Below are 24508 nucleotides of genomic sequence, written 5' to 3'. Positions count from 1 at the left end.
GAATTAAGAAAATTTACGAGGGGGAACATCGTTCACCCTTACCATCCTAATGAATAGACTAACGAAATGACATTCTTTAGATGATTGATCGCATTTAAAATTGATCTTTGAGTAATAACCACTCTGCCCATTCAACTCCACTCACTCGGATATGATGACCAACACTTCTGCTTAAAACTGCACTTGGGTCATCATAAACATTTCCATAGATACTCCACCCACTACCCAAACTTTGACCTAATGCGATGATTTCTAAAACAAGTTCTGACCAAGAATAGTTTTCACTATGTGCAAGTTCTAAAGTTGCCATACAACCGCCTTTGTTATATTTCTCAATCTTTAAGCTTATTGGTACTCTTTCAAATACATCTATACATTGCTGTATGATCTTTTGAGCAGAACGTTCTGAAGTCGCATTGACATGTAATTTCCAGATCGATTTTGGCATTTATATATTAAAACTTATATTTATAGAGCATCTAAATATCTTATTACACGACTTAACATTTTGTTATAGGCAATTTAAGTTTTGTCGCCTATGATCAGGATATCACTTTGAAACTGAATCGAATGAGGTCAAGCGAATATGGCAAAACATGCAAGCTCTCCCAGTAGACGTTTTTTAAAACTGGCTGGTATGACCGCAAGTATTGCCAGTAAAAGCGTTGCCAACTCCATTCGTAATCTCACCGCAGATGAAGAACAAAAAAACGCAGCACGCAGCCAACTATTTCAAGATATTGGCTTACAGATTGCCGATACATTGGGTGAAATGAAAGGTGCGGTAATGAAAGTCGGGCAAATTGCCTCACAGTATAAAGATATCTTTCCACCCGAAGTGGCGAAAGCAATTGCTAAATTACAACGCCAAGCCCCTGCCATGCCTTTTGCTGCGATCCAGCAGCAAGTCGAAAAAGAGTTAGGCAAACCCTTAAACCAAATTTTTAGCTCTTTTGAAACCGAACCATTTGCAGCAGCTTCGATTGGTCAAGTACATCGTGCGGTACTTCCAAATGGGCAAGCAGTTGTGGTGAAAGTACAATATCCAGGAGTTGACCAAGCCTGTGAAAGTGACTTAAAGCAAGTCCGCCTCGCATTACGCTTAATGGGCGTACTTAAGATTGATAAAAAGCTACAAGATCAACTCTTTCAAGAAATTCAGGACAGCCTTTCTGCTGAATTGAACTACGAAATCGAAGCACAAAACCTCGAGGTTTTTAAAATTTTTCATGAGAAGTTGGATGATCAAATCATCATACCAACCGTCTATAAGGATTATTCGTCTCGCCGCGTACTGACGCTGAGCCTTGAACAAGGTGATTCCATTGAAACCGCAAGTACATGGTCAGTTGAAACCCGTAATCAAATCGGTCGTCGTTTGATTCGCGCTTTAGGACAAGAAATGTTTTTCTTGAAGCGTTTTCATTGTGATCCTCATCCAGGCAACTTCGCTTTTCGTGAAGATGGCAGTGTGATTATTTATGATTACGGTAGCGTCAAAACACTATCCCCTGAAATCATTCAACACTTTAAAGCATTGGTCAATGCAGCTCGCCAAGAGGATATTGCTCAGGTTGAAGATTTATTGGTTGAACTGCATTCAATTGCTGAAAAGCAGAAATTTCCAACTGAACTGTATACGCAATGGATTGAAATTCTATTACGCCCCTTAAGTACACATTATGACTTTGCCGAAAATTCATCGCATCACGATGGAATGCGACTTGTTAAAAAATCGCTGAAATATTGGGATGTATTTAAACCTTCTCCAGATACGCTCATGGTCAATCGTACGATTTCAGGACATTATTGGAACTTGATTCACCTTAAAGTTCACGACAACTTAAATGATTTATTTGAAGAGCTTGTTCCAAATTACTAAAAAACCACCCCCTTTATTTTGAATAAAGGGGGTGAAATATTTTACCTACAATTTATAGATCACTCACTTGAAAGCATTAGAATTGACTCCATATGTTGTTATGTTATAACATACCCTAAAAATAGGAGTCATTTAAAATGCGTAAAGATATCCATCCTGCTTATCAACAAGTCTTGTTTCATGATACCAATGCTGATGCCTACTTTTTAATTGGTAGCACACTACAGACCAAACAAAGCAAAGAATATCAGGGGAAAGTCTATCCATACGTTACCCTAGATATTTCAAGTGCATCGCATCCGTTTTATACAGGTGAAGTACGCCAAGCAAGTAATGAAGGTCGTGTTGCCAGCTTTAACAAACGCTTTGCACGTTTTAATCGCAAAGGTAAATCTTGTTTTAAGTTTCATTCATTAAGCTATTAATATTGGAAGTCTAAGGTTATATCTCCTCCGCTTAGACTTCTTTTTTTATGTCTAGATTCTATAGATCCTAGCGATCAGTTGATTTACCCACCATGCCAAATTCAATCGGTGTTTTCACATAAAATAAAGAAATCTCTTTACTATTCAGATAACTCAATAATTCGATTGCCTGTTCAGAGCTTACTGCAAATTGAATTTGTATAGGTCGATCCGCTAATTCAAAGAAACGAGCAGAATGAAATAAACCCTGATGATCAACACCTTCCAAACCCGCTAATACTGTCGCCCCACGCAAATTCATTTGACTTGCGACTGCCAACAACCATTTGCTAATTGGTTGACCCTGAACATTATGGTTTTGTGTTGTATAAAAAGTAATTAAAAATCCATTCATTTGATCACTCCTTGGCTATGTAGCACTAAGCCATTGATGCAGGCTCATACCTAAGATGGTAAACAGCAATGATCCAAGCACATGAATCAAAATCGCAGCACAGGCATAACCCAATTTACCACTTTGCAATAAGGTAATAATCTCAGCCGAAAATGTTGAGAACGTGGTCAATGCACCACAAAAGCCCGTGATCACGAACAGTTTGTAATTGGGACTCAATGAACTTTGAGAAAAATAGGAAATTGCAAAACCAATAATAAAGCCACCAACAAAGTTGACGGTGACCGTTCCTAAAGGAATATTGGGGAAAATAGGATTCAGCTTTAAACCCAAAAACCAACGTAACCATGCACCTAATACCGAGCCAAGTGCGATTGAGAGTAAAGGATAGTACATGATTTACTCCACACACTGCGCTGGAGCTAAAATGATATTCAGCATGAGTTTATAGCTAATTTTCTGAAGATTTTTCATTTGCGAACTCCAAAATGGGAACAGAGCACGCACAAACCTACGCCCCCTGTTCAGGGTAACGTAGGCATCATTAGCCAAAACGGCGGTTTGTAATAGGAGGAATGCCATCTCCTTTGCTCTAAAATAACATAATTTTTAGACAACTCAACTGCTGTGTATAAACACAAAGTTATCCACAATTTATTGAGATTCTGGCAATACTTTTTCTCCCACCACATAAAAATCCAGTTTAGGAACCACAAAAGTAAAAGCTGCGGCTGCGGCATCATCATCTAAACCAAATTGTTGCAATAATTGAGGAGTCTGTAATTTATCGATCTCAGCAGCCTGAATTTGTTGAAATTGCACAGGCATGTTGATATCCCCTTGCGACATCCGAGTCGGTTGGTCAACCCATTCAGCCCACGCATGATCTTGATCCACCAAAAATTGAACAGCCTCCTCCCATGAGGAAAATAAGCTTTGCCAAGCCTCAGGTAAACGTTTCTGCATAGTGATGTGTATATCACTGCTAAAAGAATAATCTTCATCCATGCGAATATGAGTATGAATCGCATTTTCATCTCGTTGATGCTGAAAATTTGGTGCATATTGTGCAGGCATCACATCACTGGCGAGGCGACCACCGATCACATACAGAGCTTGATCAACGATCACTTGTTCAAATATTACAGTCTTGGGCTTTGATTCATCTAAATAAAAGCGCCAATTACTTTGCCGAGGTGAAGGCATTAACTGGCGTAGTTTTCCAAGGAAAGTAAAGCCAAAGTGCTGGTGCTGATAAGTTAAAATAGTAAAAATGGTTTTGCCCTGCTTTTCCCATAACACAACAGGATCTGGATAACGCTGGCGAACTTGCTCAACATCCACCAACCAAGATAAATAAACCACATTGCTAACCTGACTTTGTAAACGCATAAAAGGAAGTATGCGCATCACCATACGACGGAGTTGCAAGACAAAACGACAACTTAATATCAGCACTAAAAATCGTAACACAGACCTTGATGAGGGCCACTTTAAACGGTGTCTATTCATTATTATTCAAAAGATTGATGCTCGTTTTGAGCATAAACTGCCAAGATTACAACGTCCAGTTCAAATGCGATGCTGTATTTTAAATGTTATGATGCGGGCATTACTTCATCAAACATGGAATTTTGAAATGGCTCAAAGCTTATTGGCACAACTTAAAGATGGTTCAGCAAAGTTTGCAGACGTATTAGCATTTATTGAAGCGCGTTATCAACATACACCAACAGCCTTTCAAAATGGCGCACAATCAAATGCTGAAACCGAAAACCAAGGCAGCGCAAAAGTACTCAGCTTTGCTCAAATCGAAGGCTTAAATCAAGCGGATACGCTCAGTTTATTTGCGGAACATTATGCATCTGTATTGGCGACACCCGAAGCAACGGATCATCAAAATATTCGTCAGTTTATGCAAAATGGTTGGGATGGCGTGAAGTTTGAAGGTAAAGCACTGACTGCAAAATAAGATAAAGGAGGTACTTAGCCTCCTTTTTTATCATCATTTTCTATTGTAATGTTGGGTCTAACCAATTTAGATAAATCTGTCGTTAAACTATAAAAATCGCCACCCATTTTCCCAACACTATCGAGTTGCTGTTGATCAATCATCTGCCCATCCCATAACCGATCATCAACATAAATCGATTTGACATCCAGCAATACGACTGTACCTCCGGATGCTAAGCTACTGAGTTGAATCACTTCTCTTAATTGGCATTCATAACGCACTGGTGCATATTTTACTGCCAAGGCTGCGACCGCATGGCTCGGTTCAGACTCAATCTCAGCAAAATCAAACTCACTTTGCTCTGGGGGCAATAAAGCACAAGATAAATTCATCTGTTCAAGTAGTTGTGAATTTACAATATGAATCGCACATTGTTGAGTCTCGATTAAATTTCTCAAAGTATCTTTATCTTGCCCATTTCTTGGATTGACTTGCGAATACCAAAGGATGGGAGGATTACAACTCGCAACGTTAAAGAATGAATAAGGGGCTATATTGGCTACGCCACCCGCAGAAATTGTACTGATCCATGCGATGGGTCTAGGCGTAATTCCCCCAACCAACAAACGATAGATCTGATTGGCATCTAATTCAGAAGTTTCAAAAATCATGATAGTTGCACTACCTACTTATGGGCGTTCGGTATATTGTGGTAAATCATCTGTAATGCAGTCCCATTCTGCTTTTGACGCCGCGAAAATATGCATGCTTGGTTTTTGCTGTAAAGGTGTATCTAATGTACCAATTCTTAAACGATACAATTCTGGCTGCGCATCACGTGAGCTAATGAGTGGTGAACCACATTCTCCACAAAACCAGCGATAAACACCTGCAACAGCAAATTTTTTAACGAGGTGCTCACCTTGTACAATTTTAAAATCTCTACTACTAATCTGTGCATTGGTGGCATAAGCCGTCCCGTTAGCTTTACGGCAACGCTGACAATGGCATTGGACTATCTCACCAATTTCACCCTGAATTTCGTAGCGGATGCCCTGACATAAACAACTCCCTTGATATACTGGCGATTGTTCAGACATACCATCATGCATCCTATATTTATTGACTACTCAAAACTAACACTATTCACATATCAAACAAAGTACAAAACAGCATGTTTATCTGCTTAAAAAATGTTGTACACCTTGCCCTGCTGCTCGCCCTGTGGCAAAACAAGCCGTCAGCAAATATCCGCCTGTTGGTGCATCCCAGTCCAGCATTTCGCCACAGCAAAACAGATAAGGATTAGATTTCAATTGCAGTTGTGAAGATAAAACATCTTGCTTGACCCCGCCCGCACAGCTAATTGCCTCTTCGATTGGACGGAAGCCATCTAAAGAAATACTGAGATACTTGATCTGCTGCACCATTTGCTTGGCATCTGACCATAAGCTTTTATCAACGATTTCCCGAAGCAGATTAATTTTGACCTGATCCAACCCTGCTTTACGCCAAAGATTGGTAAGAGACTGCTTTTTATTGCCCTGTAATTTCTTTTCTAATTGTTCGATGCTGAGATCTGGTAACAAATCCAGATGCAATTGTAGAACTTGCTGTTGGGCAAGCTGTGCTCTGAGATCACGACCCAATTTATAAATCACTCCACTTTCAAAACCATAATGCGTAATGATGATATCACCATGTGTCTTTCGCTCAGATGTAACCCACGCATCAACTCGTTTGAGTGGCTGACCGAAACAATCTTGCATAAACGGCGACCATTGTTTCAGCACCCCAGCATTGCTAGCCTGAAATGGTTCAATTTCATTGATGGAAAGCCATTGCTGCCACGCCCCATCACTGCCGAGTTGTGACCATGACACTGCTCCGCAGGCCAACACAATCGCATCATAAGTTGCACTAAATTGCTGAGTCTGATTCTCTATCGTGAGTTGATTGTTGGATAAATCCACACAACGATGACGATAATGAAATTTTACGCCATCATTCATCAATCGCTTTAACCAAGCACGAAGTAACGGTGCTGCTTTCATTTCTACTGGAAACACACGCCCTGAACTGCCGACATAGGAATCGATCCCAAGACCTTGCATCCAATTTTGAATCCACTGAGCATCCCATTGTTTCACCCAAGGATTCAACCAATCCGTACGATCATAGCGTTGTATAAATACGTCTACAGGCTCAGCATGTGAGATATTTAAACCGGTTTTGCCCGCCATTAAAAACTTGCGCGCTGCAGAAGGCTTTTGTTCAAACACATCAATTTGATAGTTGTATTGGCTCAGCACTTCAGCAGCCATCAAGCCTGCTGGACCTGCACCAATAATCGCAATGCGTTTAGACATCAAGGTTCTCTTGAATATTCTGCCCTTGCAATGGTGCAAAATCATCAAAACGGGTTGTATAGCCTTCTGGTTTTCGAATGATCAATTGTTGGCACAATTCACCACGTTCTAAGTACTTAATTTCAAAATGAGTACGTGCAGAATCTACTGCAATTTTCTGCTTTTCATATGGCAGTTTCCATAGCTCAATCAACTGCTGTTCAGCTTCATCAATATATTCAGGAATATTGCTTGCGAGCGTAATCGAGCCATTGGGCTGAAGACGAGAAAGTAGGAACTCAAAGAATGGCATATTCAGCCAACGTTGTGCAGGATTATGCGGTTCTGGATTTGGATAGAGAATAAAAAATTGTTCGACCTGTGCAGGATATAAGGCATGCACAATCCAAGGTAAAGCATCGGCATGAATCGGATTGAGATATTCACGCGGTTCTAGTTGATGCTGTTTTTGCATAGCCAGAAATTTTTCTTTGGTTCGTTCAATCGCATACAACGTGGTTTGCGGATTTTGCCCCGTAAACAACAAGGCATGTTTGCCTTTTCCAGCACCAATTTCGACACAAATCGGTGTACTAGGAATAGCAATAAAATCACGAGGGGCTTGCATACGTTGTGCTTGAAATTGACGAATCGACATAATCTCATCAAACTATCTAGAAATCGGCATAAGTCTAACAACTCACTTTACTTTTGCCTAATCTATTTGTTTTATGTTTTAGGAATTTTCTATGCCACGTACATTTCCCTGTCCTCGTTGTGGTGAAGCCAGCACTTGGGAAGGTAATGAATTTCGTCCATTCTGCTCTGAGCGTTGCAAACTAATCGATCTCGGAGCTTGGGCGAGCGATGAATACAAATTACCTACTCAAGATACCCCTCAATCAGGCTTGCAACGCCAAGAAGACGATTATGAAGATTAATCATCTTCTTGGTTAGTCGTGCCGAAATTAACCAGCTTTACTTGCCACAAAAGGATTGAACTGCTTTTCATAGCCGATGGTACTCATCGGTCCATGCCCTGAGATAAATTGCGTTTCATCTGGCAGGCTAAAGCATTCATGTTGAATTGAATCAAGTAATTGCTGATGATTACCTTTTGGAAAATCAGTACGCCCAATCGAACCTTTGAACAATACATCACCTGTCCATAGCAAACCATGTTTAGCATTATAGAACATCACATGACCTGGAGTATGCCCTGGCGCAAAACGCACTTCAAACTCATCCTCACCCAGTTTCAACGTTTCCCCCCCCTCTAACCACTGATCAACTTTGACAGGTTGTGGGATCGGGAAACCATAACGTGCTGAGACTTCTTGGATCATATCAAGCCAAAATTGATCTTCTTTATGCGGCCCAATCACTGGAATATTCCATGTCTCAGCAAGTTCACCCACCGCACCTGCATGATCAAGATGCCCATGCGTTAACCAAAGTGCTTTAACATTTAAACCGAGTGCTTCTACTTGTTGTTTGAGTACCGCGGCATCACCACCTGCGTCAATCAAAACAGCCTCTTTACTTTCACTATCCCAAAGAATAGAACAATTTTGGGCAAATGCAGTAACGGGTACAATTTTGACTTGCAGCATAAAAACCTCTGGCGAAATAAAACGTCAATTTAACGATGGGCTAAGGTATGAGTAAGGGCATCAAGATTAGCCTGAACTAGACTTGCAAGCAAATCAATATGCGCTTGATCGCTGTTCAAAGCAGGAATATAAGCATATCCCCCTCCACCCGCATGTTGGAACAGTTCTTTATTCTGGATGGCTAACTCTTCCAATGTTTCTAAACAATCCGCCGAAAATGCAGGGCTCAACACTTGCACTGATTTAACTTTTTGCTCACCCCATTGCTGTAAAATCACATCCGTATATGGCTTAACCCATTCCTGCTTACCAAAGCGAGATTGAAAACTGATTGCCCATTCATGCTCATTTAAGTGTAATGCTTCAGCGACGAGTTTCGCTGTCATACGACAACGATCAGCATAAGGATCACCTTTATCCGCATAAGGCTGCGGAATACCATGAAAAGACATCAATAATTTTTCAGGTTTACCATATTGGGCTTGATAAGCGACGACACTATCCGCCAATGCCTGAATAAACATGGGATGTTGATAATAATCTTTGATTAAAGTAAGACCGGGTAAATGGCGTTGTTTAGGAATCCATTTTGCAAAAGCATCATACAGGGGGGCTGTTGATGTTGCGGAATACTGCGGAAATAAAGGTAAAAGGATAACATGCTCTTGTGGATGTTTTTCAAGCTGCTCAAAAACACCATATATGCTGGGTTGCCCATAGGTCATAGCAGGAACAACCGTCAAATCAAAATGCTGATTTTCCGATTGTAAGCGTTGCTTCACCAATTCAGTTTGCTCAAGCACAATTTCTCGCATTGGTGAATCTTTTGACCATACGGAAGCATAAGCTTCAGCCACTCTTTTAGGGCGGAATGTCAATACAAATAAATGTAAAATAATCCACCAAATCGGTTTCGGGATTTCAATTACACGTGTATCGGATAAAAATTGTTTTAAAAATCGACGTACTGCTGGGACAGTTGCTTCGTCTGGCGTACCTAAATTTGCTAAAACCACAGTCACTTTTGGTTTTGGTGTAGCTGACATAGATCGCTTCCGCTATAGCTGAATTTCTTCAATTACTTTAGCAGTTTTATGATTATTTTTTAAATTGAATTAATGCATGGTCTTAAATTGAAAAACCCGATTACTATCCAAAATGTTACTTTCTAATAACTTTTGCCCTTTTGAGGTCAATTGCCATAGCATCCGTTGGCGATCATCACGACCAGTTGGCATGATCCATTCATTTTGACGCATTTGTGTTTTAATTTCATGGAGTGCACGAATATTGATTTGCGCGCGAGAAACAGCATGCGCTCGTGGCATTTCTACACGTGCATCATCGAGACCTGTTTCATTTAAAAATTCATTCATACGTTTAGAAAAATATTCTTCAGGCGTAGGAATTACAAATGAGGCACCTAAGACATTCAGTAATTGTGCCCATGTCATTTTACGAAATGGTTTAACTTCTTTGAAATTACCATCTTGATAAGCATGCATACGATATTCAAATGAATAAATCTCATGCATTGATACCTTTGGAACAGTTGCAATCGGATCTACTTCTCGACTTCCAACTTCAGTTTCAAGTTGTTTTACTTTTGCACGCAAACTATCAATTTCATCTTGTAAAACTTGCGTATTTTGCGGACGCACCCAACCGACCACAGGATAACGCTCTAACATTTGTGGCATATTTGAACGTACCGCAAGTTCTAAATCACGCAAAGTACGATAAGTAAAAACTTGATCAACTTCATGTTGAAGCTGTTTTCTAAACTCTTTGAATTTTTCTCTTAATTCTAATTTATGATCATGTAATACAGCATCACGTGATTCAGGATCTTCATGCATGAATACAATCACGGGTTTCTGCTTCGTCATGGCGTAAATATATTCCAGATGCATGTAACCGACACCTGAAACGGATTGTTCGCCATACTGGCTACCTAATAAGATTACGACGTAATCACAGTCATCTATTTGACGACGAGCAATAGAGGTACTTAATGGTGTGCGCTGTTCTAAGCCCCACGAAAAGAAACCCATCCCAACCAAAGTTTGAGTCAAGACTGCTCGCTCTGGTTGCATTTCATTGCCAGACGTAGAAATAAACACTTGATAACGGGTATCTTGCATAGGCTAAGCCTCAATTCACTGATCAATAATTTTAAGCTATTTTGCTTAAATTTTATTAATAGATAACCTAGATAAAACCACAAATATGATTAGATTTTACGCACTTAAGCAGTAATTTCATCCAAATTGCGAATCGTCCATGTTATTTGTTCTGGTACTAGATGTTTGAGCACTAATGATAACTCAATCGCATTATTACCGCTGACATAACATTCAATACGTGTAATATTATGACTTATTTTGTCACATAATAACCTATTTTTTATCAAAATATATGCTGTTTGTCGTGCAACCGCTTGCCCAGAGTCAATTAACTTTAACTTTTCACCAAAAACCTGACGAATCGCATCTTTTAGGAAGGGATAATGGGTACAACCCAACACTAAAAAGTCCGCACCTTGAGCAACAACAGGCTGTAAAATCTCTTGCAATACATTCAAACAATCTTGACTCATTTGCTGACCTGACTCTACAAAAGGTACCAGTTTTAAACTGGTTACAGCGAGAACTTTCACCCCAGCAGGTTCAGCAAATTTGAGCATGACATCTTTAATCAATTGACCACGAAAAGTTGCTGGTGTTGCTAACACTGCTACAACTTTAGATTGGGTTTGGATCACAGCAGGCTTCAACGCAGGAACTAAACCTACGATTGGAAAACGCTCACCATAATAATCTCGCAAATAATCCAAACTAAAAGCTGAAGCAGTGTTACAAGCGACAACTGCAATTTTGCAACCTTGTCGATACAACCACTCAATTGCTTGAGCAGTAAGCTTGCGAATCTCTTGATCTGAACGCGCACCATAGGGAACATGTGCTGTATCTGCATAATAAAGAATGCGTTCATTCGGTAAATGTTGTGCAATTTCTTGTGCAATCGATAATCCACCAATACCCGAATCAAAAACCCCAATTGGCGCATCAGCAGATGCGTGTGGCATAGGATCCAATAAGAGGGGCATAGGTTGAACAGCTGTCATACACACGTGAGCACTAATTTATCTAATCTTTTAAGCTTAAACCTCAGGTGCTCAAATGCAAGATCAAATCACCACTTTTTAACGTTAAAACAGCCTCACCTTGAGCATTTTCAGACAAAGAACCATAGTTCACGAGATGATAAAAACTTTGTCTCTGGATTAAAGCATTGATACCGAAACGTATATGTACATATGGGCGTAATTCACCTGCATATTCACGCATAAAAATAGGATGTGTTTCATCCACAATCACCACGTCCTGATTGGTTGTAGAGACTTGCAAATAATATTTTCCATCGATTTCAATTTGATCCACATGATTGATTAATAAAGGCTCATCTTCTACCTCAATTTCAATCTGCTCCACAGGTGTTTTAAGATAAAATTTACCCTCTTCTTTCCAAAGCACTTTAGTAAACAAATCCAATAGTGCCTGCCGCTTGATCAATTGACCTTCGTGCCACCATTCACCATTGGCTTTTACTTTCAAATCCATTTTGCCACAATGCTTTGGATGCCATTGGTCTAAAGGTGGAATTGACCTTTTGTGACTTTGCTGTACATCTTTTAAGTATTGTGAAATGTTCATTAAGTTTTTATCATCAGAAAACATGATTTTTCCCTGATTTTCTAAAGGGTTTTGTGAAGAATCATTTTCATTTATCATAGTTTATGCCTTGCTGACGAGAAAATATGACCGCTCAGCCAATTGGCGAGCCCAAGGTTTAAAACTATACTATCCCAAACGTTTGCAAGCACAATAATAGCATTTGTGTTTGGCAATTCAGAACACTCATGGCAGCACCGAATCGCAATATTACGGTTGCCACCCTTAAAAATATGAGGAGTCCTACATGGAACACATCGAACGTGAAGCGATGGAGTTTGACGTAGTGATCGTAGGCGCAGGGCCTGCGGGTTTATCTGCTGCGATTAAAATTCGTCAATTAGCGATTGAAAACAACCTACCTGATCTTTCAGTGTGTGTTGTTGAAAAAGGCTCTGAAGTAGGTGCGCATATCCTTTCTGGTGCTGTACTTGAACCACGTGCCATGAATGAATTGTTCCCGAACTGGAAAGAAGAAGGTGCGCCACTCAATGTACCTGTAACGGGCGACGAAACCTATTTCTTACTTTCTGATACGAAAGCACAAAAAATGCCGTATTGGATGGTACCAAAATCAATGCACAACGAAGGGAACTATGTTATTTCCCTCGGTAATGTTGTGCGTTGGTTAGGTCAAAAAGCTGAAGAGCTTGAAGTTTCTATTTTCCCTGGTTTTGCTGCTTCTGAAGTGCTTTACCATGAAGATGGTACTGTGAAAGGGATTCAAACAGGTGATATGGGGATTGGCAAAAATGGTGAGCCAACACATAACTTCACGCCTGGTTATGAACTCCATGCAAAATATACGCTATTTGCTGAAGGTTGCCGTGGTCATCTTGGTAAGCGCCTAATTGCTAAATATAACCTAGATAAAGATGCTGATCCGCAACATTACGGTATTGGTATTAAAGAACTTTGGGAAATTGACCCAGCTAAGCATAAGTCTGGTCTAGTAATGCATGGTGCAGGTTGGCCATTATCTGAAACTGGTTCTGCTGGTGGTTGGTGGCTATACCACGCTGAGAACAACCAAGTAACTTTGGGTATGATCGTAGACTTATCTTACGAAAATCCAAATATGTATCCATTTATGGAAATGCAACGTTGGAAAACGCACCCAACGATTAAGCAATTCCTAGAAGGTGGTAAGCGTATTTCTTACGGCGCACGTGCGGTAGTCAAGGGTGGGTTTAACTCTTTACCGAAACTTACTTTCCCAGGCGGCTGCTTGATCGGTGATGATGCTGGTTTCTTGAACTTTTCAAAAATCAAAGGCTCTCACACTGCAATGAAGTCAGGTATGTTGTGTGGTGAGGCTGTGTTTGAAGCAATCGCAGCGGGCGTCGCAAAAGGTGGTGATCTTGCAATTGCTCGCGTTCTTGAAGGCGACGATCATTTTGCTAAAGAGTTAACGACTTACACAGATAAGTACAATAACTCTTGGTTAAAAGAAGAGTTATATCAAGCACGTAACTTTGGTCCAGCGATGCACAAGTTTGGTACTTGGATTGGTGGCGCATTTAACTTTATTGATCAAAACATCCTTAAAGTGCCATTTACGTTACATGACTTAAAACAAGACTTTGCTGCACTTAAAACTGTAGATGCATCGACGTTCAAACCAAACTATCCAAAACCAGATGGTAAGTTGACCTTTGACCGTTTATCTTCAGTATTCGTATCAAATACAGTGCATGAAGAAAACCAACCTGCTCACTTAAAGCTAACCGATCCATCAATTCCAGTGAATGTAAACCTACCGAAATGGGATGAGCCTGCTCAACGCTACTGCCCTGCTGGTGTTTATGAAATCATGGAAAATGATGATGGTTCTAAGCGCTTCCAAATTAACGCAGCAAACTGTGTGCACTGTAAGACTTGTGATATTAAAGACCCTTCACAAAACATTACTTGGGTAACCCCTGAGGGTGGTGGTGGTCCAAACTATCCAAACATGTAATTGTTAGTATTAAAAAAGCCTCAATTTATTGAGGCTTTTTTAATTTCTAAATAAACAATACAGAATGGTATTTTCAAGAAATGAATTCATATTAAACCTATACAAATACAATCATTTGAAATACTTTAACAAAATTAATTTAACAAAAGAGACAAACTTCACCAAAATAAAAAATCACACTATTATTAAATGAATATTAAATATCTAAATTATTTTCAAATAAAATATTAATTATAATAAGAATAAAAAAACCAACCTTAAAGATTGGTTTTATACTAAGTAATAAACTTAAAAACTTATTTCTTCGTAAATTTTTTGTTCTTTTGTTAGATCTTTAGCTAAAGGAATTTTCTTCTCAGTATTTAACGATTTTACATATTCGTTAAATTCATTTACCCAAGGTCCTGATTTAAACACAACTGTTTTAGAGAAGGTTTTCTTATATAAAACTTCAGAGTCGTAATAGATCGAATAGGTCTTATAAGCAATCACAATAAAGACTTCACGATCTTTATACTGCCATTTGTACCTTCTTTTAAAACCGATTTTTCCACCAAGCTCATCTAGCAGAAGGATCGATGAAATCAGTTTGTTTTCTTTAGGGAATGCACCATCACTTTCTTTAAACTTTTTACGAAGCGAACTATATTTCAAATTTTCAGATTCTAAGAAAATTAAAACGCCCAAAAATAGAAGCAAGATACCAATGATTAAAAAAAAGTAATCTTTATTAAAAAATAGGAAATACCCTCCTAGTAAAAAAGAAGAGATAATGGATGACAACATTAGTCCGAACAAAGCCCAATAAAACATTTTCTTCTTTAACACAAGAGACAGATTATAAAAATTATACAAATATTACTGTTAATTACAATATAGTACGCCTGTCTACTATGCATTTATTTTCGCATACATTAATGAGACTTTTGTGGCAATATTTGTCACATCAAAGCATTATATTTAAATAAAAATCATTATAATTCCACAATCATTTAGTATCACTTACAGATGAATTATATATTTAGTATATTAAAAACATATATTTTTTTTCACCCTAAATGCAATTCACAGATATTTTAAATATAAAATTAATACACTTTTCAACAAATATTAGATTAATAAAGAAGTAGCAAGGATAAGCATAATAATGCCAATCAGCACATCAAGAATTTTCCATGCTTTAGGGTTAGCAAAAAAAGGCCGTAACAAACGAGCGCCAAAGCCCAAACTAAAAAAGAAAATAAAAGATGCTGAAACTGCCCCTATAGCAAAAGCGGTTTTATTAAGGTATTGAGCAGAAATAGAACCTAACAACACCACTGTATCCAAATAAACATGTGGGTTGAGCCAAGAAAAACTGAGGCACAAAATCAAAGTTTGTACCAAAGTTGTCGTAGGTTGATCAGAGGCAACTAGACCTGTATCAGCCTTGTACGCATTATAAAAACTACGTAGACCATAGATCAGTAAAAAAGCGGCACCAAAATATTTCATCACCTGAATCAACCAAATCTGCTGACTCAGAATTGATGCAAAACCGAATACGCCAAAACAAATTAAAACTGCATCAGATAACGCACAAACTAAGCAAACCCAAAAAACGTATTGTTTCAATAAGCCCTGCTTCAGTACAAAAGCATTTTGTGCACCAATTGCTAGAATTAAAGAGAAACCTAAAAGTAGACCTGAGAAATATGTAGAAAGCAAAACTTAGCCTTTTTGAACTAAATAACGATATTCGGTGTGACTATTTTCATCGAGACTTTCTTCTTTTAATAATAGTTCATGCCCAAGATGCATACAAAACTTAGGAATATCCCAAGATGTAGAAGGATCTGTAGCAAACACCTCGACGATATCACCTGATTTTGCTTTGCGAATCGCTTGGTGCAACATCATTACAGGCTCAGGACAACGTAAACCTCTAGTATTAAGTTGAATAGTGGGAAGTTGCGGTTGTTCGGACATCATCATACTCATATATTTTAATATTCACATTTTAACATAAAGTAAGTCGATAAAAATCATCAACAGCTTTTTGAAAAACTGTACATTTTTCGCATCGTTTTATTGATGCATATCCGCTTTTTCTTCGGTATGATGAAAATCATCTAATTGATATAGAGAGTCTTTAGGAAAGATCATGGTCGAGGAATCCAGTCCGTCGTGGGGTATGCGTGGCTTAAGAAAATGGTTAGGTACTGCACCTGAAACCCGCGATGAATTACTCAGGTTAGTTCAAGACTCACGTCGTTTTTTAGAACCAGATACTGTTGCTATGCTTGAGGGTGTTCTCGATCTACCAGCAACAAAAATCCGGGAAGTCATGACGCCTCGAACTGCAATTATCAGCTTACAAGAAGATGATCAGTTATTGGATATTTTAGATGTCCTGATTGATTCAGCACATTCGCGTTTCCCAGTGTTCTCAGCAGATCAAAGTGATAATGTTGTTGGTATTTTATTAGCAAAAGATCTTTTACCTTTTTTGACTGAGCGCAATGTCAAAGTCGATATTCGCTCTCTGATGCGCCAACCTGTGTTTGTACCTGAAAGTGCACGTTCAGACCAAGTGTTACGTATGCTAAAAAACACCCAAACACATATTGCAATTGTCATCGATGAATATGGTTCAACTTCTGGCCTAGTCACTCTTGAAGACATTCTCGAAGAGATCGTCGGTGAAATTGAAGACGAACACGATATTGCCGATGAAGAAGCGCTATATATCGTACCTGACAATGATCCAACTACAGCCAATACATGGATTGTGCAGGCACTTACACCAATTGAACATTTCAACACAATTTTAGATGCAGATTTTTCTGATGATGAAGTTGAAACTATGGGCGGTTTACTGCTGCAAGAGATTGGTTTAGTAAGCGATTTACAAGGTCAAACCATTGAGCTTGGAGATTGGCAATTTACCATTATTGAAGCAGATGCACGCACTATTCATCTGATTCGAGCTGTACGTCAATGAGAGCCTATTTTGAAAAGCTGTTAAAAACTTCTCAACCGCAAAAACAGTTACCCTTTATTTTTCCCCTTTTGATTGCACTCATTTCAGGTGCAATCTTTAGTTTAGCATTAGCACCTTATTATTTTTGGTGGCTGGCGATTCTATCACCAGCTCTGTTATATGCTGTATTACGTCAACGTAGCCCACGCCAAGCTTTTGCGCTAGGTTGGGCCTATGGTTTTGGTTTATGGTTTGTTGGCGCGTTCTGGCTCTACACCTCTATCCATACTTATGGTGATACCAATGCATTTTTAAGCATTTTGATGATTGCCTTTATGGCAGCAGCAATGGGTTTATTTACAGCTTTTCAAACATGGCTGTACCGTCGCTTTTTCCCAGAAACACCGTTAACCTTCGCTCCACTTTGGGTGCTATTTGAGTGGGCAAAAACTTGGGTATTCACAGGTTTTCCATGGCTATTTGCAGGCTATGCCTTCACTGAACGCTTACTCGATGGCTATGCCCCTTTATTTGGTGTCTATGCTGTTTCTTTTGTTGTGATTGTCTTGGCTTGTGCCTTAGTCGAGGTTTTAAATCGTCGTTGGTTCTGGGCTATTCCTTCGGCACTACTGATAATGGGTGCATGGGGTGCTGGGTTGATTCAATTTGTGCAGCCTAAAGCAGCTAAACCGCTGAGTGTTTCACTGATTCAAGGGAATATTCCACAAGACCTGAAATGGTTGACTGAGTATCAAATTAAAACTTTAGAAATTTATGCCACTTTAACCCGTGCGGAATGGGGGCGTGATCTGATCGTTTGGCCTGAATCATCTATTCCCTTATTTCAAACGGATATTCCAGACTTTTTAAAAGCAATGGATATTCAAGCAAAAAAGGCAGATAGCGCTTGGGTGACTGGAATCCCTTACTGGGATATGCCAAAGTCTCAACAAGTGGGTGAACCATTATATTACAACAGTATTATGGCGTCAGGCAGTGACTCGCATGGCTTGTATAAAAAACAACGTCTTGTTCCATTTGGCGAATATATTCCTCTTTCAGGAATGCTGAAATGGGTGCTGCCTGCGATGCAAAATGATATTAGTATGAGTGGCTTTTCACGTGGGGAAGCCAATCAAAAGCCTCTAACAATTAAAGGGCATGCACTTGCAGCAGCCATTTGTTATGAAGTCGCTTATCCTAATCTGACCCGTCGTAATGCGATGAATAGTGACTTTTTAATTACTGTTTCAAATGATGCATGGTTTACAGGTACAGCAGGTCCTTGGCAACATTTACAAATGGTACAAATGCGTGCCAAAGAAAATGGTCGTTGGTTTATTCGCGCGACTAATACGGGTGTAACTGCATTTATTGATCACAATGGGCACATTGTGAAACAAGCTCCTTTAGATCAGGAATTTGTATTACGTGGTGATTTGCCTGCTATGCAAGGGCAAACGTTATATAATCGTCTGAGTGATTATCCAATCTTGATTTTCTCACTATTATTGTTAGTGATAGGATGGATTTATCGCCCACGTAAAGTTGATATTTCGTTTAAATCCCGTCGATAAATTACAATAACTTTGTGCCTAGAGGAACATCAAACTCTAGGACACAAACCACAACATCCCTTCCAGATTATGAAAATCCGTCACCAAGCACTTTGATTGAATCGGACTAATTTTTTTTCGGGAAATTTACAGCAACAGCCAATTTTCCAACCAAATCCTCAGGCTGATATAGCTTGGTCATTTGTGCACTGGATTTTCAGATCTCCAACTCTTCGTCAAAATCAACCTGTCAGATATAAGTAGGTTTCCTAGCTTCCTTAAACACCTCTGCATGAATGATTCGCCCAGCCCGTAATTCAATCTTGGTAAAATTATTCTACTTAATCTATTCCATTTACATACGGTGTGGATCATTGAAGAAATTTAATAAAATTCTCATTTTTCTTTTAAAGTTATAGACTTCATGCTAAATTAATTTTGCTGATCATAAAGCCGTAAACGTTTACGTCAATCAACGTGCCAACATATCTCCAACAAAGCGTGGAGCTATTTGATCAAGATATTTTTATCTTTGATAAGGCACTGACGTTTGTTGGTTTACGGAGTAAAAAATGCAGAGTTCAAAATCTTCTTCTTTTAGTTTTCAAAAGATTCCAAATCGTTACGCATCTATTGTTTTACCCTTCTTCTTATCAATTATTATGACCTTTATCGTGTCTTGTATTAGTACACTCAGAAGTATGGGTTTTGAACAATTTTCTTCTGCGACGTGGATGTCAGCATGGGGGATTTCTTGGTTGATTGCATTCCCTGTGCTACTATTGGTATTACCTATTGTGCGTAAATTAACCATGCTACTGGTTCAACCGACTTAATTTGAGACAAAAAACGTAGATCTTGGTCTACGTTTTTTTGAATATATTGGGCTTAGAAATTAATCGACACTTGAACCGATAAATAAGCCACTAAACTGGATAAAAACAACATTGGAATATATCGATAGGCTTTAAACATAAGCTGCTCATATTTAGAAATGGTCTCATCCTTATTCCAGACAGTAGTTTTTAATGCGCTTAAAAAACACAGCACAAGCCATGCACTCAACATACTCAATGCAAAAAAGCCAATCATAATTTGACTACTTCCTTCCGTGGCTTGCCACAAATTTAAAGCCCCTTCTGTAATCGGTAATAACATTAAAATCAGTGAGACAGATTTAAGCATTGTCCAATGAAACTGATTCAGCTCATCCAACATAAAAAATGCTTTCATCTCATTTCTCCATACCTGATTTAAATGGTCTGAATTTATTATGCAAAGCTTTGATTTAAAGGAAAAGTCTATTTACCTACATAATTCATTGTTTCTTGTAACCATTAAGTATGGGAATAATTCTTATTATAAATCTCACATAGTTAATATTTTATTTTATATATTTTTCAAAAGCTTAAATAAACATTATTAATCAATAAACATTATCACTTCACTCTCGATTTATTTAATCAAAAAAATGAAGTGATATTTTATTCAAACATTATGGCTGGTAATAAATATCGGCATCATTGCCTTCACCGCCTTCTTTACCATCCGCACCAAACGAATATAAATCAAACGCGCGGCCTTCACGACCCGGAATCACATATTGAACATCATTTTCCCAACTATCTTTTGGATAACCACCTTTAACATAACCACCTGGCAACCAGTTTTTAGCAGCCGCAGGTTTGTTGACCAAAGCATCTAAACCACCATCTTGCATCGATGGATAACGACCATTATCGAGCTTATATTGATCCAAAGCACCAGCAACACCTTTGAGTGTAATACTAGTTGTGTCAACTTTGGCTTTTTCACTTCTCCCCATTACACTAGGAACAACTAAAGCAGCCAAAACACCTAAAATTACAATAACAACCATCACCTCAATGAGGGTAAATCCTGAGGCCCGACTCATTCGAGCAAGACTCGAACGTACCGCAGGTGTGAAAGTTACGCTTGGGGTTTGAGTATTATCCACAGCAATTTCTTTCTTTTGCATTTTATTCATATTCATCTCTTACATCTTACTCATCAGATCATATTGTTCATATTAATAATTGGCAACATTACCGCAATCACAATCACCAATACAATTGCCGCCATAAAAATCAGCATCAAAGGTTCAAGCAAGGCCAGTAATGTAGAAATAAAGGTAGTCACCTCGCGATCCTGCATCGTGGATGCACGGTCCAACATGCGATCCAGTTCACCTGACGCTTCACCACTTCGAATCATTTGTACCATCATTGGTGGGAAATAACCGCAACGCTCCAATTGTGTTGCTAAATTACCACCTTCTGTTACACGCTCCATCGCGACCTCAATCGCATCACGTATCACCCAGTTATTACTCACTTCAGCACCGATACGTAGAGCCTCAACCAAAGGCACACCTGAACGGGTTAAAATCGACAAAGTACTGGCAAAACGCGCCGCATTTATACCACGCGAAAGTTTACCAAATAGTGGCAATCTGAGTGTTAACCGATCAAATGCATAATGTCCTGCAGTCGTTCTGAGGAAACGAGTAAACAGAATCATGGCAATAAAAGCGAGAATCAGCATAGCTATCCAAGTATGCCGAATAAAAGCACTGGCTTTCATCAAGGCAACCGTAATCCATGGCAAGGCTTCTTTACTTTGTTCAAAAGTCTTGACTATTTCAGGCACGACATAAGTCATTAGACCCATGACAATTCCGAAAGACATCAACATAAGTACGATCGGATAAATCATCGCGCCCTGAATTTTCTTTTGCATAGCAAAACGATTTTCGGTGTAATCCGAAAGCTGATCTAAAATCAGATCAAGATGACCTGAACGCTCACCCGCAGCAACCGTTGCAATATACAGCTCAGGAAAACGACCTGATTGCTGCATACTTTTTGCCAGTGAATGCCCTTCAAGCACCTTGGATCTCACAGCGATCAATAAATTTTGGACATGTGATTTTTCACTTTGTTTACTGACCGCACGCAAAGCTTCTTCCAATGGAATACCTGCGGCAACTAAAACGGAAAGCTGACGGGTCATCAGGGCAAGATCATAGGCACTAAAGCTTTTTTTAAACCATGAGCGTTGTTGCTGTTTGTCTTTTTGCTCAACAGCATCAACCGCAATCGGTGTCCATGCTTTATCGCGTAACTGTTGACGAATTTGGCGTGCAGAATCCCCTTCCAGCACACCTTTATGTTGCTTTCCAGAGGCATCAAGAGCGGTAAATTGATAAGCAGGCATGGTTCTGTTCTAATTGTCCCAAAATAGTTGTTGTTACAGTTGCATCCGTGTTTGAAATGAAACCTGATACTTTCACAAGAAATTCATCGACATAACACTTCGCACTTTAGCATAATTCCATGACATGCAGTCATGCCATTTTACCCATGAATGAAGCCTATATGCCTAGCCAAAATTCTAACGCTATTTTGTACCGTATTCGAGTTGCAATACCCGTTTATGTATACGACACGTTTGACTATACGGTCAGTGCTGAACAATACGCACAAGCTCAAATCGGTGCACGCGTTGCTATTTCTTTTGGACGGCAAAATCTCGTGGGAATCATTACTGAAAAAGTTGATCCAAACGAAGCATTTATAGGACAATTCAAACTTAAGGCCATCACAGAATTACTCGATCAGGAATCAATTCTAGATCAACAAGTTTTAACTTTGTTGACATGGTCAGCACAATATTACCAATTCCCGATTGGTGAGGTGATGCAAAGCGCTCTGCCTACTTTATTAAGACAAGGGCGCGCCTTAGACATTCTGTTTCATTTATGGAAAATCATCCCATACGATGACCCGAATGCTTTATTAAAACGCTCTCAAAAACAATATGATGCCTATCAGGTGTTAAAACTTCATCCACATGGAGCCACCGAGAATATACTTAACCTGAGTGGTGTAGAAACATCAACCCTCAAAGCCCTAGAGAAAAAGAGCTTGGTTGAATGCTGTCTAGAACCGCATGATTTCACCCCTACACGTGTGCAACTGGCTCAAGTGCCTTTGACACCGAACGAAGATCAAAAGAAAGCCATTCAACAGATCCTCAAAGCACAACATCACTATCAGGCATTTTTACTCGATGGTTTGACCGGCAGTGGCAAAACTGAAGTTTATTTGCAAGTCATGCATGAGGTGTTAAAACAAGGCAAACAAGTATTGGTACTGGTGCCTGAAATTGGTCTAACCCCGCAAACGGTAGCTCGTTTTAAGTCACGTTTCCATTGCGATGTGGCTTTACTGCACTCAGGCTTAAACGACTCAAAACGTTTACAAGCATGGCAACATGCACAAACGGGCAAAGCATCGATCATTATTGGCACACGTTCAGCAATCTATACCCCACTGCCGCATCTGGGCTTAATCATTCTGGATGAGGAGCATGACCTCTCCTTTAAGCAGCAAGAAGGTTTCCGTTACCATACCCGCGATGTGGCGTTGTATCGTGGTTATTTACAGAACTGTCCTGTTATTCTCGGTTCAGCCACCCCAAGTATTGACAGTTATCACTTGGTGGAATCGGGCAAGTTACATCTGCTTGAGTTGAATCAGCGTGCAGGCCTCGCTGTACTGCCGAAAATGTATGTGGTGGATTTAAAAGTCGCAAAAAAGAAGCATGGTCTCAGCCAAACGCTCATCGAACAGATCAAACATACTTTAGAACATAAAGAACAGGTGCTGATCTTTTTAAATCGACGTGGTTATGCACCGATTCTGATGTGTGAAAGCTGTGGTTGGCAAGCCAACTGTCCACATTGTGATGCGCATTTTACTTTGCATTCACAGCCCTACCATTATTTGCATTGTCATCATTGCGGCACGATCAATCGTCTGCCTGATCATTGTCCTGCATGTCAGAAACAAAGCTTAAAAACTATTGGGGCAGGAACAGCAAAACTTGAAGAACATTTACAGGAGCTGTTCCCACATCATGAAGTGATTCGGGTCGATCGTGACAGCACCAGTCGAGTCGGTAGCTGGCAAAAAATCTATGATCGCATTCAGCAAAATAAACCGAGCATTTTGTTGGGCACACAAATGCTGGCAAAAGGCCATCATTTCCCGCATGTGACTCTCGTCGCGATTTTAGATATTGATGCAGGACTGCTCAGTGTTGACCCACGTGCACCTGAGCGAACCGCACAGCTGATTGTGCAGGTCGCTGGCCGTGCTGGTCGTGGCGAGCATAAAGGCAGTGTTTATTTGCAAAGTTTGCGTCCAGATCATCCGATGCTGACCACATTAATTGAACATGACTATCGTACTTTCGCCAAACAAATGCTAGCTGATCGCAAAATTGCCCTGCTACCACCTTATCGTTATGCAGTATTGGTTCGGGTTGAATCTAAAGATCGCGACTATAGCCAACAATTTTTAGCAGATATTGCACAACTATTACGGACAATGGCTAGAGATTTAGTTGATATTTGGGGACCAATTCCCGCACCGATGGAACGTAAAGCTGGTCGTTATCGCGCGCATATGGTGATTTTATCAACTGATCGCGCCAAGCTGCACTTTTATTTACGTCAATGGTGGCAACAAGTGGTACATTTACCACGTCAGCATTTGCTCAGACTCTCGATCGATGTTGATCCACAAGAGTTTAGTTAAAGTTGAACGTCCGTTGATTCAAATGACCAAGGACGTTTCCGAATATCATCTTTGCA

General features: G+C 39.6%; 28 protein-coding genes, 1 pseudogene and 1 riboswitch. Of the genes and pseudogenes, 9 read left to right on the top strand and 20 right to left on the bottom strand.

Annotation, left to right across the window (positions count from 1 at the left end; translation table 11 throughout):
* Nucleotides 1-94: 94 nt before the first annotated feature.
* Nucleotides 95-448, bottom strand: coding sequence for a hypothetical protein (locus IEV17_RS12300; protein ID WP_004659159.1), 354 nt, complete (start codon nucleotides 446-448; stop codon nucleotides 95-97).
* A gap of 138 nt (nucleotides 449-586) precedes the next feature.
* Here IEV17_RS12300 and IEV17_RS12295 point away from each other — a divergent pair, with 138 nt between their 5' ends.
* Both IEV17_RS12295 and IEV17_RS12290 read left to right on the top strand, forming a co-directional pair.
* Complete coding sequence (locus IEV17_RS12295) at nucleotides 587-1882, top strand: ABC1 kinase family protein (protein ID WP_004659160.1); 1296 nt, start codon at nucleotides 587-589, stop codon at nucleotides 1880-1882.
* Nucleotides 1883-2019: 137 nt separating this feature from the next.
* Nucleotides 2020-2307 (top strand): type B 50S ribosomal protein L31, encoded by a 288-nt coding sequence (locus tag IEV17_RS12290; RefSeq protein ID WP_004659161.1) that lies wholly within the window; start codon nucleotides 2020-2022, stop codon nucleotides 2305-2307.
* 67 nt (nucleotides 2308-2374) lie between these two features.
* Here the strand turns inward: IEV17_RS12290 and IEV17_RS12285 are convergent, their stop codons facing one another.
* The 3 genes from IEV17_RS12285 to IEV17_RS12275 all read right to left on the bottom strand — a co-directional run bounded on the left by IEV17_RS12285 (nucleotide 2375) and on the right by IEV17_RS12275 (nucleotide 4213).
* Nucleotides 2375-2701 (bottom strand): DUF190 domain-containing protein, encoded by a 327-nt coding sequence (locus IEV17_RS12285; RefSeq protein WP_004659162.1) that lies wholly within the window; start codon nucleotides 2699-2701, stop codon nucleotides 2375-2377.
* A 15-nt stretch (nucleotides 2702-2716) separates the two neighbouring features.
* Nucleotides 2717-3097, bottom strand: coding sequence for a fluoride efflux transporter CrcB (gene crcB / locus IEV17_RS12280; RefSeq protein ID WP_004659163.1), 381 nt, complete (start codon nucleotides 3095-3097; stop codon nucleotides 2717-2719).
* 132 nt (nucleotides 3098-3229) lie between these two features.
* Nucleotides 3230-3296, bottom strand: a riboswitch (Fluoride riboswitch).
* Between the two features lie 59 nt (nucleotides 3297-3355).
* Entirely contained in the window at nucleotides 3356-4213 is an 858-nt protein-coding gene (locus IEV17_RS12275; RefSeq protein WP_004659165.1) for a DUF2071 domain-containing protein, read from the bottom strand.
* Between the two features lie 127 nt (nucleotides 4214-4340).
* Between IEV17_RS12275 and IEV17_RS12270 the strand changes: the two genes are divergently transcribed.
* Complete coding sequence (locus IEV17_RS12270; RefSeq protein ID WP_004659167.1) at nucleotides 4341-4673, top strand: HopJ type III effector protein; 333 nt, start codon at nucleotides 4341-4343, stop codon at nucleotides 4671-4673.
* Nucleotides 4674-4687: 14 nt separating this feature from the next.
* On the opposite strand, the gene IEV17_RS12265 is transcribed toward IEV17_RS12270, so the two are convergent.
* The 4 genes from IEV17_RS12265 to IEV17_RS12250 all read right to left on the bottom strand — a co-directional run bounded on the left by IEV17_RS12265 (nucleotide 4688) and on the right by IEV17_RS12250 (nucleotide 7661).
* Nucleotides 4688-5326 carry a flavin reductase family protein gene (locus tag IEV17_RS12265; RefSeq protein ID WP_004659169.1) on the bottom strand — a complete coding sequence of 213 codons (639 nt, stop codon included), beginning with the start codon at nucleotides 5324-5326 and terminating at the stop codon, nucleotides 4688-4690.
* Between the two features lie 18 nt (nucleotides 5327-5344).
* Nucleotides 5345-5755 (bottom strand): GFA family protein, encoded by a 411-nt coding sequence (locus IEV17_RS12260; RefSeq protein WP_004659171.1) that lies wholly within the window; start codon nucleotides 5753-5755, stop codon nucleotides 5345-5347.
* 78 nt (nucleotides 5756-5833) lie between these two features.
* Nucleotides 5834-7024: a TIGR03862 family flavoprotein gene (locus IEV17_RS12255; RefSeq protein WP_004659174.1), complete on the bottom strand. Its 1191-nt coding sequence runs from the start codon at nucleotides 7022-7024 to the stop codon at nucleotides 5834-5836.
* The gene (locus IEV17_RS12250) at nucleotides 7017-7661 is read right to left on the bottom strand and encodes a class I SAM-dependent methyltransferase (RefSeq protein WP_004659176.1); all 645 of its coding nucleotides are present in this window, start codon (nucleotides 7659-7661) and stop codon (nucleotides 7017-7019) included. The genes IEV17_RS12255 and IEV17_RS12250 overlap by 8 nt, the downstream gene beginning before the upstream one ends.
* A gap of 91 nt (nucleotides 7662-7752) precedes the next feature.
* Between IEV17_RS12250 and IEV17_RS12245 the strand changes: the two genes are divergently transcribed.
* Entirely contained in the window at nucleotides 7753-7944 is a 192-nt protein-coding gene (locus tag IEV17_RS12245; protein WP_004659178.1) for a DNA gyrase inhibitor YacG, read from the top strand.
* 27 nt (nucleotides 7945-7971) lie between these two features.
* On the opposite strand, the gene IEV17_RS12240 is transcribed toward IEV17_RS12245, so the two are convergent.
* The 5 genes from IEV17_RS12240 to IEV17_RS12220 form a co-directional block, all read right to left on the bottom strand.
* Nucleotides 7972-8616: an MBL fold metallo-hydrolase gene (locus IEV17_RS12240; RefSeq protein WP_004659179.1), complete on the bottom strand. Its 645-nt coding sequence runs from the start codon at nucleotides 8614-8616 to the stop codon at nucleotides 7972-7974.
* Nucleotides 8617-8645: 29 nt separating this feature from the next.
* A complete protein-coding gene (gene hemH, locus IEV17_RS12235) occupies nucleotides 8646-9662 on the bottom strand; it encodes a ferrochelatase (RefSeq protein WP_004659181.1) in 1017 nt (338 codons plus the stop codon).
* Nucleotides 9663-9731: 69 nt separating this feature from the next.
* Nucleotides 9732-10760, bottom strand: coding sequence for a DUF4062 domain-containing protein (locus IEV17_RS12230; RefSeq protein WP_004659183.1), 1029 nt, complete (start codon nucleotides 10758-10760; stop codon nucleotides 9732-9734).
* Nucleotides 10761-10864: 104 nt separating this feature from the next.
* Nucleotides 10865-11743 carry a glutamate racemase gene (gene murI, locus IEV17_RS12225; RefSeq protein ID WP_004659185.1) on the bottom strand — a complete coding sequence of 293 codons (879 nt, stop codon included), beginning with the start codon at nucleotides 11741-11743 and terminating at the stop codon, nucleotides 10865-10867.
* A gap of 43 nt (nucleotides 11744-11786) precedes the next feature.
* On the bottom strand, nucleotides 11787-12410 hold the full coding sequence (locus IEV17_RS12220) for a DUF1285 domain-containing protein (RefSeq protein ID WP_004659187.1): 624 nt from the start codon (nucleotides 12408-12410) through the stop codon (nucleotides 11787-11789).
* Between the two features lie 187 nt (nucleotides 12411-12597).
* Here IEV17_RS12220 and IEV17_RS12215 point away from each other — a divergent pair, with 187 nt between their 5' ends.
* Nucleotides 12598-14310, top strand: a complete 1713-nt coding sequence (locus tag IEV17_RS12215; RefSeq protein ID WP_004659191.1) for an electron transfer flavoprotein-ubiquinone oxidoreductase — start codon at nucleotides 12598-12600, stop codon at nucleotides 14308-14310.
* Between the two features lie 288 nt (nucleotides 14311-14598).
* On the opposite strand, the gene IEV17_RS12210 is transcribed toward IEV17_RS12215, so the two are convergent.
* The 3 genes from IEV17_RS12210 to tusA all read right to left on the bottom strand — a co-directional run bounded on the left by IEV17_RS12210 (nucleotide 14599) and on the right by tusA (nucleotide 16278).
* Nucleotides 14599-15096, bottom strand: a complete 498-nt coding sequence (locus tag IEV17_RS12210; RefSeq protein WP_227505847.1) for a hypothetical protein — start codon at nucleotides 15094-15096, stop codon at nucleotides 14599-14601.
* Between the two features lie 324 nt (nucleotides 15097-15420).
* A complete protein-coding gene (locus IEV17_RS12205; protein ID WP_004659198.1) occupies nucleotides 15421-16017 on the bottom strand; it encodes a LysE/ArgO family amino acid transporter in 597 nt (198 codons plus the stop codon).
* A 3-nt stretch (nucleotides 16018-16020) separates the two neighbouring features.
* Nucleotides 16021-16278, bottom strand: a complete 258-nt coding sequence (gene tusA, locus IEV17_RS12200; protein ID WP_004659200.1) for a sulfurtransferase TusA — start codon at nucleotides 16276-16278, stop codon at nucleotides 16021-16023.
* 175 nt (nucleotides 16279-16453) lie between these two features.
* Here tusA and IEV17_RS12195 point away from each other — a divergent pair, with 175 nt between their 5' ends.
* Together IEV17_RS12195 and lnt are read left to right on the top strand one after the other, a co-directional pair.
* Entirely contained in the window at nucleotides 16454-17293 is an 840-nt protein-coding gene (locus tag IEV17_RS12195) for a CorC family transporter (protein ID WP_004659203.1), read from the top strand.
* Nucleotides 17290-18849, top strand: coding sequence for an apolipoprotein N-acyltransferase (gene lnt / locus IEV17_RS12190; protein WP_004659204.1), 1560 nt, complete (start codon nucleotides 17290-17292; stop codon nucleotides 18847-18849). Before IEV17_RS12195 ends, lnt begins: the two co-directional genes overlap by 4 nt.
* A gap of 1 nt (nucleotide 18850) precedes the next feature.
* On the opposite strand, the pseudogene IEV17_RS17225 reads toward lnt, so the two are convergent.
* Nucleotides 18851-19150, bottom strand: a pseudogene (locus IEV17_RS17225) (tRNA-binding protein).
* 250 nt (nucleotides 19151-19400) lie between these two features.
* Here IEV17_RS17225 and IEV17_RS12185 point away from each other — a divergent pair.
* Nucleotides 19401-19664 carry a DUF2798 domain-containing protein gene (locus IEV17_RS12185; protein ID WP_004659206.1) on the top strand — a complete coding sequence of 88 codons (264 nt, stop codon included), beginning with the start codon at nucleotides 19401-19403 and terminating at the stop codon, nucleotides 19662-19664.
* A gap of 52 nt (nucleotides 19665-19716) precedes the next feature.
* On the opposite strand, the gene IEV17_RS12180 is transcribed toward IEV17_RS12185, so the two are convergent.
* The 3 genes from IEV17_RS12180 to gspF form a co-directional block, all read right to left on the bottom strand.
* Nucleotides 19717-20061, bottom strand: coding sequence for a hypothetical protein (locus IEV17_RS12180; protein WP_004659207.1), 345 nt, complete (start codon nucleotides 20059-20061; stop codon nucleotides 19717-19719).
* A 262-nt stretch (nucleotides 20062-20323) separates the two neighbouring features.
* Nucleotides 20324-20836 (bottom strand): type II secretion system major pseudopilin GspG, encoded by a 513-nt coding sequence (gspG, locus tag IEV17_RS12175; RefSeq protein ID WP_004659208.1) that lies wholly within the window; start codon nucleotides 20834-20836, stop codon nucleotides 20324-20326.
* A gap of 23 nt (nucleotides 20837-20859) precedes the next feature.
* Complete coding sequence (gene gspF / locus IEV17_RS12170) at nucleotides 20860-22065, bottom strand: type II secretion system inner membrane protein GspF (protein WP_004659210.1); 1206 nt, start codon at nucleotides 22063-22065, stop codon at nucleotides 20860-20862.
* Nucleotides 22066-22226: 161 nt separating this feature from the next.
* Here gspF and IEV17_RS12165 point away from each other — a divergent pair, with 161 nt between their 5' ends.
* Nucleotides 22227-24452, top strand: coding sequence for a primosomal protein N' (locus tag IEV17_RS12165; protein WP_486599088.1), 2226 nt, complete (start codon nucleotides 22227-22229; stop codon nucleotides 24450-24452).
* Nucleotides 24453-24508 lie beyond the last annotated feature (56 nt).

Origin of the sequence: Acinetobacter modestus, from assembly GCF_014636095.1 — a bacterium.
GTDB classification, from domain to species: domain Bacteria; phylum Pseudomonadota; class Gammaproteobacteria; order Pseudomonadales; family Moraxellaceae; genus Acinetobacter; species Acinetobacter modestus.
This window is presented reverse-complemented; position numbering and strand designations above follow the sequence as displayed.